Below are 12,007 nucleotides of genomic sequence, written 5' to 3'. Positions count from 1 at the left end.
CTACCCCCAGAGCAGACCAAAAATCGCACCGGCGATAATGGTGAATCCGGCGAGCACCAGGGTGGGGACGAAGAATGAGTGGTCCACGAGTTTGGTACCGAGCTTGGTTGAACCGGTGTAGTCGAAGTTCGCCGCCGCGATCTGCGAGCCGTTGGTGGGAAGCAGGTAGATGCCGGCGAAGGCACCCGCCCACATGCCCGACAGGAGGCCGAGTGGAATTCCCGCGGCCAAACCAATGGGAACCACCGTTCTCGTGGCGGTGGACTGACTGGTGGTGAGCACACACACCAGGAAGATGCCGAGGGCGAAGATCCACGGCCAGTTGCCCACCCAGCCGCCGACGGTATCGGCGATGATCTGCTGGTGTGCGCCGAGGAAGGTGTCGGTGAGCCAGGCCAGACCGAACAGCGCGATCGCCGAAACCATACCGGCCTTGAATACGGTCATGGTCGGGATGTCCGCGACCTTCGGGCGAGCGATCAGCAGGATGATGGTACCCACGACAAACATCACGATCTCGATGATCGGGGTCATTGCGAGCGGTACCTCACCGGGCACGCCGTTCACGAGTCCCGGAACGACCGGTCGCAGATCCTTGAAGAGACCGAAGACCACGATCACGAGCACGCCACCGAGGAACACCAGCGCCGCGTTTCGGCCCTTCGTGGTGGGGGCGACATCCGCGTGGGTGAGCGCTCCGTCAGACTTTGGAGCCTCGAACTTTCCGGCCTTGATGTGAGCCTGGATTTCCGGGTCATCGGCGATATCCTTGCCGAGGCGAGAAACCACAAACGAGGCCAGCACGATGCCCACCACGGCGGCAGGGAAGGTGACCTTCACGATGTCGATGAGTTCGTAACCGTAGGCCGGGGCATCGGTGAGCGTCACCATCGCGGCCATCGCCGCCGACACCGGGCTACAGGCGAGCGCCACACCGGTGGCCACCACCGAGAGTGAGAGCGGCCGAGAGGGGCGAATGTTGTTCTTATAGGAGAGATCCTGGATGACCGGTAGCAGCGGGTACAGGATATTCGAGGTGCCGGCCCCCGCCGAAAACAGGAACGATACGAGCGGCGCCACCAGCGTGATCTGTTTCGGGCTGCGGGAGATGAGCTTTGCCGCGACGCCGACCATCCAATCGATACCGCCGGCCGCCTGCATCATCGAGGATGCCAGCACGACCGAGAGCACGATGAGCAGCGCATCGACCGGGGGAGACCCCACCGGTTCTCGGAAGACAAAGACCAGGACGGCGACGCCGGTGCCACCCCAGAGGCCGAGGCCCACGCCGCTCGATCGGGTACCCATGATGATGGCCCCGAGGACCACCAGCAGTTCTAAAACAAACGTGACGGCTTCCATAATCGAACCGGTTCCCTCCCCGAACGCACACCCAAAATGGGTGATTCTGCGCTCAGCATATACAGCGAGGCCCCCGCATGGCGCGGGGTAAATCAACCCAGAACGGGGAGGTGTGGGATATCGCGTTTGGGCCTAGTGTAGGTGGCGACCATCCCATTTTTGGCGGAACCACCCCTCCCGTCACTAAGGAGGTCAACCCGAACGCGGCCTTCCTTTACCCCAATCGAGGGAGGGCGCACACCCGAAGGATCACCGATGCGAACCCTTTCACCGCTTCGACTGCATTTCAGCTGGGACGCCCAAGCAGCCGATGTTGCCACCCATTTCGACACCACCCACACCGTACCCGCCGTCGTTCTTATCGGTCCAGCCGGGTGCGGAAAGTCCGCTATTGGCGGGCTCGTCACCGAGATGCTCGCCGATCGATTCGACATCGTCAACGTGCGCGGCGTCACGTTCGGAACCGAGAACGCCTACTTTGCGTTGGCGCACCTGATAACCGGCCCGCTCCAGGAGACGGACTCGCCGGTCGCGGTGCTGCGTCGCCTTGATGATTCCCTGCGGGCGCGCACGACCGGCCGCCCGGTCCTCGTGTACGTCCAGAACTTCGACCTCCTCGACCCGCAGAGCGCCGCGGTCCTCGCCACGCTCATGGGCGCGGGGGAGCACGCGTCCCTCATCACCTGCCACGAGGTGGAGGCTCAGCCCTCACTGATGGGGCCGATCGCCGCCGGGCTGATCGAACCTATCGAGGTGGCACCGCTCGGCACGCGCGTGGTGCTCGGCGCGCTCGAGAACGCCCTCGGCGGCACCGTACCGTTTCCGGTAGCCGAGCGTCTCAACCGGGCCGCCGGAGGAAACCCCACCCGGTTGCGTGTACTGGTGGAACAGACGCTGAGTGTCGACGCACTGACAAATCGCGATGGCGTGTGGGTTCTTGGCCGCGACGGCGTGCCCGAAACCTCGGTGCACGGGACGGGCGTACCGCTCACCAGCGTGTATGAGCTGCTGTCGGAACCCGAGCGAGAGGCGGCCGATCTGCTGGCCGTGTTTGATCGCATCCCCGCGCCGCTCATGATCGAACTGGTGGAGTGCGATGCCCTCACGTCCCTGGAGAAGGCCGGTGTTGTCACCTCGGGTGGTAATCCGCTCGCCTTTCAGCTGGTGACCAGCGCGATTACCGCGGCGTTTGCCGAGGTGCTTGCACCGGAGCGATTTCGCAGCATCTGGAATACGTTTCGTGACCGAGTGCGTGCGGCCGCGGGTGCGTTCGAACCCACCGCCGTCATGCGGGCCACCCGTGCGGGTATTCGGGTGGAACCCGCCGATACCTTTGCGGCGGCTCGGGCGGCCACTGGCCACCTGATGCCGCGGGTGAGTGAGCTCATGCTTGATCAGCTCGAACCGGGGTACCCCGGGGCGCTGCAGGTGCGCGCCGACAATGCGCGCCAGCGCGGCGATCTCGCGGCCGCCGAGGCGTTTGCCCTCGAGGAACAGCGCACGGCGATCTCGGTCGAGGCCCGGGCCAATACGTTCGCCTTCCTGTTCATCATCGCGCTCGAGGACCGGATGGATCTTGAACTCTCGGAGAGCCGTTTGTCCGCGATGGACGACTGGGTGCTGGGTGAGGCGCAGTCGTCCACGTATGCCCGTGGCCTGGCGCTGCTGTGCCGCCTCGTGATGTGTGCGCAGCGCGGGAACTGGCGGGAGATCATTGAACTCTCGCAGGGGCCCGACTTCCTGGTTGGACACGCTGATGTTCGCACCGTCAACGCGATGTTTGTGGCGGAGGCTCTGTGTACCACCGGGCGTCAGGTTGAGGGGATCGCGCTGGCGCGGCGGGTCTTTGCCGAGAGTATGACGATGCAGCCGCATCAGCTGCGAGGCGCGTCGATCATGGCGATGTGGCGCATCCACCTGCTGCGCGGCGAGTGGTTCGAGTGTCAGCAGCTCGCGCGCGAGCACCGCAACCGGTATCCGGAGCGCACGGACCACTCGGTGGCGATGGAGGAGCTCGCGGATGCCTACATCGTGCTGCTGCAGGGGCGAAACGAACGGGCCGAACGGCCGACACGTGCCGCTCGTGGCCTGTTTGCCCACCTTGACGGGGCCGCGGGATCCCGGGTGGGAGAGGTTTTCGGGCCGGCGGTGCCGAACGGCGCGTCGGGTGCCGCCCCGGAGGACGCCGCCGCCGAGGAGGGCGGTGAGCTTCCCCGTCCGATCCGGTTTATCGGGCAGGTGCTGATCTCGCGAGAGCACTACGATCGGGTTCCGCTGGCCGATGCCGTTGCCGGCCACATCCGCGTGGCGGATGAGTTTCACCTGCGCGGTGAGTACGGGTTTGAGCTCTTCGCGATCGCGAATCTGCTGCGGGTACTGCTCCGCCAGGACGCCCATGTGCTCGTGCGTGAGCGCGATCTCGTGCAGCGTGCGCGGCGCGTGATCCGGCGGGCGTTGACACACAACGACGGCCCCCTGGCCAGCGTGTGCGCCGCCTTCTCGGCGGCCCTGGCTAAGGACGGCCCCGCGGCGGCCAGCACCGGGCTGAGGCTCGGGGAGGCCCTGGGCCTTGGCGGGTTCATCCTTCGTGAGGATTCTGCGGGAGCCCCGGAAACCCGGGCCTCGGAGGGCTCGTCGAGCGAACCGGATGGGCTGTCTGAGCGGGAGCGTACGGTGTTCATCGCCCTGCGGGATGGGCTTCGAAACCGCGAGATTGGGATGCGTTTGGGGATCTCCGCACGCACGGCGGAGGGCTATGTTCAACGCCTCTACCGTCGCCTCGGTGTGCGTTCGCGAACCGAGTTGTTCGCGCTGTATCCGCCGAGCGAGGGTGCGCTGCCGATCGATCTCTTTGGTGGGGTGGGTGCGGATCCCGAGATGCCAACGGGGGCCGGTAGCGTCACACCGATTCGGCCGGAGCGTACGGGATGATTCGCCCGATTCGTCCGGAGGAGGCGCTGCCGCGCGGTGCGACGATCGTCCGCGATCGCGCCGTGGCGGCCCTCGGTATGCGCGCGGGCGCCGGAATCTGCCTGGTCTCTCCGGGCGGCATCGGCCTCCCGGATCTTGCCCGCGACGTGTGCGCGGCCGCGGATCTAAAAAACAGCGTGCGCGTTATCGGTAATGGGCGGATGACCGCGGTGCCACTCGGCGCGTTGGCCCCGTACCTCGGTCCGCTCGCGGGGGCGGCGGAACCAAACCTGCTCACGGCCCTCGGCGGCTTTCGCGGGGAGCTGCTGCGCCGCGCCGATACGCACGGCATCGCGATCGTGGTGGAGCAGGCCGAGCTGCTGGACCCGGCGAGCGCCGCCCTGCTGGCACAGGTGTCCGCGGAGCCGGAGATCAGCCTGATCATCCTGACCCCGGATACGGCCTGGTTGCCGAGGGACCTCCGAACCCTGCTGATCGAGGGCCAGCTGGTGGCGATCGAAAACTCCCCACTCAGCACGAGTGAGGTGGCCGAGTACGCGACCGCGCGGCTCGGGGGAATCGTGCCCTGGATCGTGGCGGACACCCTCGTACGGGTGGGGGGCGCGTTGCCGCAGACACTCGATGCCGCGCTTCAGGAGAGCGTGCGTGTGGGTGCTCTGGTGTGCCTGGATGGCGTCTGGCGGTTTACGTCCGAGCCGCGGCTGGGCTCCACCAGCGTGTGGCAGCTGCGCGGGTTGATCGCGCAGTTTGGTGCCAACGAGTCGGACGCCCTGGTGGCCACCGCCCTCGCGCACGCAATACCCACTCCCGTGCTGGTTTCCCTGTTCGGTAGTGGTGCGGTTGCGACCCTGCGCGGCACTGGTTTGCTCGTTCCCACCGTCCGGACCGAGCCCAGCGAGAGCGGCGTGGAGACCCTCACGATCTCCTCGGCGCTGGTGGCCGTGGTGCTTCGTGAATCGGCGTCGCTTACCGTGAGCCGCGCGCTATGGCGTCGGGTGTACCCGCTGCTGCCGCTTCCGGATGACGCGGGAACCACCCTGCGCTATGCTCAGTGGGCGCTGGAGTGCGGGGGTGAGATGGATTCCCAGGGCCTCACCGTGCTGGCTACCCTCGCAAACCGTGCCGATCGGCCAGCGCTTGCGCTGCACGCGGTGGCCCTTGACTCGACCCGTCCGCGGCCGGCCGCGATTCAGGTTCAGCGTGCCCGCGCACACTTCTATCTCGGTGAGATTGGCTCGGCGTTTCAGGTGGTTGAGGAGGCCCTCGAGGGGGAGTGCTCACCGGCCGATCTGCAGAGATTCACGAGCCTCCTGGCACACATCTACAGCACGACCGGGGTGGGGCGCTCCGAGGTTGATGCGGCGATCGCACGGTGGGCGGCCGCGGGGGAGGACAACGGGTACTACTCCGTTCTTGCGGCCCGGGCTACCGGGCTGACGCGTCCGCTACACGCGGTTTTTGGCGGTGACTATCGCGCCGCGCAGGCGCTCTCCCTGCCGCTACTCGACCTGACCGGTCAGATCGCCGCTGAGTCGCTCCTGCTGGACCTGATCATCGGCGAGATCGTGGCGATCAACGGAGATCTTGCGGGCGGAATCGCTCGGCTTGAGGGGTCCCTCGCGCGTATCCTGCGCGCACCCGACCTCGCCAATTACGGCGCGTTTGTCGTGACCCGTCTGGTGCTGCTCCAGTGTTTTGCGGCCGACTGGGATCGCATCAACAGTGTGCTCGAACAGGTGACCGGGGAGACCAACGGTTGGATGGTTCGTCAGGCGATCGTGGTCGAACTGATGCGGGCAACCCAGGGGCTGCAGGAGGCCGATCTCGAGGCCGCGATGATCCATGCCCGCGCGGGGGTGGCTCTCGCACGCGAGCGGGATCCCGAGCGCATTCGTCCGGTGGTGCTGGCCTATGCCGCCTACCTCTCGGTGATTCGCGGGGAACACGATGCGGCCGAGGCCTACCTGACCGAGTTTGCGACCCTCGACTATGACGGTGCACCCATCGTGGACGGTGTCGCCCGCTCCTACGTGGCCTTTGCGCGGTGCACACTGGCCGGCGACGGCAATTTCGAACCCCTCTGGGACACCGCTCGGGCGGCGGATCGACTCGGTCACTATCCCGCACGCGTGCAGGCGCTGCTCATGCTTCTACGAGTGGGGGAGTCCGCGGCCGTACCCGAACTGCGCGAGCTCACCGAGGGGGCGGCTGATCCGGTGGGCCGCATGGCTCACCTGATCTCGGTGGGGTTGACGACGGGCCGTGCCGAGGACCACCTGGTTGCCGCAGAGCTGGGGATCGAGCTGGGCCAGCACTACCTGGCGGCGGCCGCCCTCACCCGCAGCTTTCTCGAACTGCGCGCACGGCCCGACCGGGTGCTGCATCGCCGTGCACTCGGTGTGCTTGCGCTCCTGCCACCGGGTGCCCGCCTCCTCGACCCGATGCTCGACGAGATGAGGGAAACCACCGTGCTGACCGAGCGTGAGCGCGATATTGCCCGCCTCGTGGCCCGCGGGATGACGAGCCGCGAGATTGCCCGGCACCTCTCGCTGTCGGATCGCACGGTGGATGGGCACGTGCAGCGGGTGCTGATCAAGCTGGGGCTCAATTCACGCGAGCGTCTGCAGGACGCGATCGGCGATATACCGGCCACCGCGGGCTAGCGTCGCGACAGAAACGGCGGGGCGTCTTCACGTAGTTGAAGACGCCCCGCCGTTTTGTTTGCGTAGGTTCAGGCCCCCTTAAGGGGGTCTACGTGGGCGGGGTACGTAGTGATCCACGTAGTTCCGAGCACAAAAACGCTGTTTTCCACGTAGGTTCCTGAATTTTTACCGTATTAATCGCGTAGCAATACGCATGGCGCCGGGCGAATCGGCTTTTTAGAGTCGACCCAGATGTGCACTCCCCGCACACACGAATCTCGTAAGGATCGTTCGGTGAAGAACTCGAAACTCAGGCTCACGACCGCTATCACGGTCGCGTTCGCCCTGCTCGTGGGCGGCGGTGCGTCGCTCGGCGCCTACGCCGCTTCCGGCGTGAGCGCGCCCGATGCGTCCCCGAGCGCGGACGCCACTGCGGAGGCCCAGGACGCCGCACTCGCCACCTCATCCGTCGTCGCCGACGATGAGACCACCGCGGGCGCGAAGGCACCGACGGTCGCTGAGGTCGAGGGTGAGGCTCCCGCTGCGGCCGAGACCCCCGCTGGCGAGGGTGCCCCCAAAGCCCCCGCTTCACAGCAGCCCACACCGACCGTCGAGACCCAGGCGCCGGCGGCACCGAAGCCGACCGTCGAGACCCAGGCGCCGGCGGCACCGAAGCCGACCGAATCCGGGGCAGCCGTGCCGCAGGTAGCGGAGACTGAGGAGCCCGACTCCCGGGTGGCCACGGATCCCGCTGCGCACGGCGGCGCTCTCGACGCCGGGGCCACCGGACTCGAGGCTCAGGCTGCCCAGTCGGCGGTCGCCGCGGCACTGCCCCCAGGCGTTCGCTCTCGAATTAGCGTCCAGGTAGGTGGAACCCGGGGCGTCGGCGATGCCGTTGGCCCGCAGGCCGGCGTCAGGTTGAAACTCGTCACAAACACTAGGGTTAGGTGGTTTATCTCCTCCCAGGATCGCCCCACCGACACGAGTCTCGGCACCTGGGCAACCTGTGTTTCAAACGCTCAGGGCGTGTGCACGATAGACGTTCCCGCGACCTTCTCGGTACCCAGCGATCAATTTCCCTGGATCCGGGTGGATTCAACCCCGGCGGGTGTGTTTGTGATCGATCCGCTCCGAATCGAAAGCCCGAGTTCACTACTTCCCGCGGACACCACGGGGTATGCCTTCCAGCTTCGGAGTGCAGATTTTGTGTCGGGTGCTGAGACCGTCTATCCCCGCACCTCGCAGATCTCACCCGACTCGCGTTACGGCAGCATCGGCAGTCTGCAGACGAGCCTGGTGAACCCGCCGTTGGCTGCTAAGTGCGGCCTCAACATTGGGTTGCTTGTTGACCTCTCCTCCTCGCTCAACAACGAGCAGAAGGCTCTCCGAACGGCAACCAGCGGATTTGTGACCGCTCTGACCGGCACACCGAGCAAGATTGGAGTGTGGACCTTCGGGACACTATCGCCAGTCAACACCTCCAATAACGCCCATATTCCACTGACCAGCGTGGCCACCGCGGCCTCGGCGAAGACCATTACCGATCGGGTGGCGGGTTTCACCGTTCCCTCGACCGGGCAGGGAACGAACTGGGACGCCGGGCTCCGCGAAATCGCGTCCGCGGCAAATAACCTCGACCTCGTCTTGGTTCTGACCGACGGCGCACCCACGTACCGTCTCTCCGGCGGTGCCGCCGTCGGGTCTGGTAACAGCACAACGTTTGCCGAGATTGAAGCCGCCGTAGCCTCGGCCAACGCGGTCAAAGCCAAAAACACCCGAATCGTTGCACTGGGAATTGGCGGGGGCTTCGACGCATCTCTGCCGCAGAACCTGCAGACGATCAGCGGCACGGTTTCCGGGTCGGACTACCTCACGGTCACCGACTACACCGCCCTGCAAAAGCAGCTTAAGGACATCGCCGGCGCACAGTGTGATGGCACCGTAAACGTGACCAAGCAGGTCACCGCGGTGCAGGGTACCAGCGGAACGGCCGCCAACGGATGGACGATGTCCGTGGACGACGCCGAAGCAAAGAAGGTATCACCCGCCTCCGGGATCACCAGCGGAAATGGTTCGGCAACCTTCCGAGTCGCCGACCTCGGTGCCAACGGCACCCGTGCGATCACGATCAAGGAGACCCAGCAGACCGGATACGAACTGCAGAAGCAGGGTGCCGCAAACGCGGTCTGCACCCGTGCCGACACCGGCGCGAACGTGGCCGTGACCAACGCGGAACCGAACGGCTTCACCGTCTCGGCAATTGCCAACACCTCGGTGAACTGCACGATCATCAACTACCAGATCCAGCAGGCCTCGGTGAAGGTGACGAAGACGTGGAAGGTCAACGGCACCACGTTCGAAAACGGCTCGCAGCCCTTCGGCGCCGCGACCTACGTCATCGACGGCGGAACGCCCTCCGGCGAATTCGGAACAATCCGCACGGGATTCCGCGCGGGACAGAACATCTCGCTGACCGAGCCCGCCCCCACGGGCACCCCCAGCGGGTGCACGTACCAGGGCGTGACCGGTAATGGTTCGAAGACCCTCGTGGCCGGCCTCAACACCTTCGAGCTCGTCAACTCCTACACCTGCGTGACCACCCTGACCCTCAATAAGAAGGTCGTGGGCGGAACCGCCGCACCCGGCGACTTCACCCTGACCGCGACGCCGGGAGGCTCGGTCAAGACCGGCAACACGGTAAACGTGGCCCCGGGCAAGATCGTGCTCTCCGAGAGTGGCGGCCCGGTCCAGTACCGTGCCGCGGTAAAGCCCGGGGTCACCCTGGTACCGAACGCCGTCGGCTCATGGGAGTGCGTGGACTCCACCACCGGAACCGCGGTAGCCATTACCGACCGCGACAACGGCGCTAACGGCCAGGTTGAGGTGCGCTACGGCAACAAGATCAGCTGCACGGTGACGAACGAGGCCGCCCTTCTCGTGCTGCAGAAGTTCGTGCAGAACGGTCTCGATACGACGGCTGTTCCGGCTGACTGGACCCTCACCGCGACTCCGGTACCCCAGGAGGGTGCCCCCACCGTGCCGAACGTCTCGACACCGGGTTCCACCACGGGAACGTCCAAGCTGATCGCCTCAAACCGCGCGTACAAGCTGACCGAGTCCAGCACTAAGCACGCCGGTACCTACCTGCGACTCTCGCTCACCTGTAGCACGGACGGCGTCACCTACGTCGCGCCGGTGAATGACACCGTGACGGTATCCGCCGGTCAGCAGGTCACCTGCAGGTTTGTCAACGCGGCGAAGCCCGCGCTCAGCATCCAGAAGATCGGATGGGACCCGGTGGCCGTCACCAAGGATATCGGCCCCAAGCCGACCACCCGGGTCGACACCTCCCAGCCCAGCCCCTCCGACCGGATCGTGCAGTGGACCTACCTGGTCACCAACTCCGGAGCGATCGGGGTGGACGGTGTCACCGTCGTGGATAACCGCCTCGCGATTGATGCCGTAACCTGCCCCACCGCGAACCTCCGCAACGGAACGTACTTCCTCGAAGCCAAACAGTCAATGACCTGCTGGGCCTCGGGAAGACTCACCCCCTAGTTTTCTTACCCGGAACACCCGAAACCCGTTTGACCTGAAACACCCGAAACACCACCCAAACTCTGCATCACCCTAAACAAAGGAACGAACATGAAATTCTCAACCCGTGGAATCGTGGCCGGCGCGCTCGGCCTGGGCCTCCTCGCCGGTGGCAGCACCTTCGCCCTCTGGAACGCCAATACCGTGGTCGACGCCGGACAGATTGAAGCCGGTAACCTCGGCGTGCAGGCCGTCGACAACGTCCTGTGGGTAGATGCCTCGCCCGAGCACGCATCGCCGGTGACCATCGACCCGGCCGACTTCCGTACCGTCCCGGGTGACAAGCTCGAGCGCACCCAGGACCTGACGGTCACCCTGGTGGGAGACAACCTCAAGGCCGATCTGCTGGTGACCTCCTCCGCGCTGACCTTCACCGGCCTGCCCACCCCGGCACCGGCCGCGGCAATTACCGGCACCTACACCCTCATCGGTAAGAACGGTGCCGCAGTTTCGACGCCGACCGCCCTCGGTCAGCCGACCACCCTCACCGTGGACAGGGCTGCGGCGAAGGACTCCACCGCTACCTCGGCCACCTACACCGTGCGGATCAACCTGGGCTTCGCGGATGTTGACGGACTCGTGTTCGCCAACGCCAAGGCAGCCCTCGGCGACGTTACCTACAAGGTCACCCAGGTCCGCTAACAAGCTCCACCCGCTTCGGCGGGGCACTCCCACCCCGCCGAAGCACCCTCCCCCTTGAAAGGCCATGACCCATGAAACGCACTCTCGCCGCCGCCGTTGCCCTGGCTGTTGGGGCCACGCTGGGCACCGCAGGCGCCGCTACCCTGGCGTTGTGGTCACAGCAGACCTCCGTCAGCGACAGCCTCACCATCGGCTACTCGGCCTTCGCCGTGAGCAACCCCGACGGACAGTTCAGCGTCAAGGCCCCGGCACCCCGGGCTACCGTGAGCTGGAACTCGCACACCGCCGCCGAGGGCGACCCAATCGCCGCCCTCAAAACCCGCGCCACCTCCACCGCGGTGATCCGCATCGACGGCACCTCGCAGGGAAACCGCGGACTCTCGTACACCATGCGTGCCCCCACGCTGACGGGCAGCGATACCTCGCTGTTGAGCACGGCCACAGTGCGCATCGTCGCCTCCGCGAGCGCTGCGGGCTGCGTCACCGCACTCGCAGCCGACTCCGGCACCCTCTACAGCGGTACCCTCTCCGGTGCCAGCTTCGTCTCGCGTCAGCTTGTCTCCTCCGCATACAGCACCGCGGAGTGGTCGGCACCGCTGACCGAGTACCTGTGCCTGAAGTTCACCCGGCCGGCCGACACCGAATCGGTGTACACCAACACCGGCACCGCCACCGGAACGTTTGTGAACCCCGAAACCGGTGCTGTCGAGCCGCTCTCCGCCACGAGCGACTGGAGCGCACCGATCGGCTTCGCAACCACCGCCTATGAGGGCCAGTTCGCGCTGAACTTCACCTACGGCCTCTTCCGCGGCACGTTCGTCCCGGGAAGCTGA

The 12,007-nt window shown here is 66.0% G+C and carries 6 protein-coding genes; 5 read left to right on the top strand and 1 reads right to left on the bottom strand.

Going from position 1 to position 12,007, the window contains the following annotated elements; all coding sequences use genetic code 11:
• Window positions 1-1,362 (bottom strand): anaerobic C4-dicarboxylate transporter, encoded by a 1,362-nt coding sequence (locus tag D9V32_RS05140; RefSeq protein ID WP_121647823.1) that lies wholly within the window; start codon window positions 1,360-1,362, stop codon window positions 1-3.
• Between the two features lie 255 nt (window positions 1,363-1,617).
• Here D9V32_RS05140 and D9V32_RS05135 point away from each other — a divergent pair, with 255 nt between their 5' ends.
• The 5 genes from D9V32_RS05135 to D9V32_RS05115 all read left to right on the top strand — a co-directional run bounded on the left by D9V32_RS05135 (window position 1,618) and on the right by D9V32_RS05115 (window position 12,007).
• Window positions 1,618-4,293: a helix-turn-helix transcriptional regulator gene (locus D9V32_RS05135; protein WP_147440396.1), complete on the top strand. Its 2,676-nt coding sequence runs from the start codon at window positions 1,618-1,620 to the stop codon at window positions 4,291-4,293.
• Window positions 4,290-6,956 (top strand): helix-turn-helix transcriptional regulator, encoded by a 2,667-nt coding sequence (locus D9V32_RS05130; RefSeq protein ID WP_121647821.1) that lies wholly within the window; start codon window positions 4,290-4,292, stop codon window positions 6,954-6,956. The genes D9V32_RS05135 and D9V32_RS05130 overlap by 4 nt, the downstream gene beginning before the upstream one ends.
• Window positions 6,957-7,229: 273 nt before the next feature.
• The gene (locus D9V32_RS16560; RefSeq protein ID WP_121647820.1) at window positions 7,230-10,493 is read left to right on the top strand and encodes a hypothetical protein; all 3,264 of its coding nucleotides are present in this window, start codon (window positions 7,230-7,232) and stop codon (window positions 10,491-10,493) included.
• Window positions 10,494-10,583: 90 nt separating this feature from the next.
• Window positions 10,584-11,174, top strand: a complete 591-nt coding sequence (locus D9V32_RS05120) for an alternate-type signal peptide domain-containing protein (protein ID WP_121647819.1) — start codon at window positions 10,584-10,586, stop codon at window positions 11,172-11,174.
• 71 nt (window positions 11,175-11,245) lie between these two features.
• A complete protein-coding gene (locus tag D9V32_RS05115; RefSeq protein ID WP_121647818.1) occupies window positions 11,246-12,007 on the top strand; it encodes a hypothetical protein in 762 nt (253 codons plus the stop codon).

The sequence above is a fragment of the Mycetocola tolaasinivorans genome, assembly GCF_003667565.1.
Lineage (GTDB): Bacteria > Actinomycetota > Actinomycetes > Actinomycetales > Microbacteriaceae > Mycetocola > Mycetocola tolaasinivorans.
Note: the sequence above shows the minus strand (reverse complement) of the source record. Positions and strands in the feature narration are given on the sequence as shown.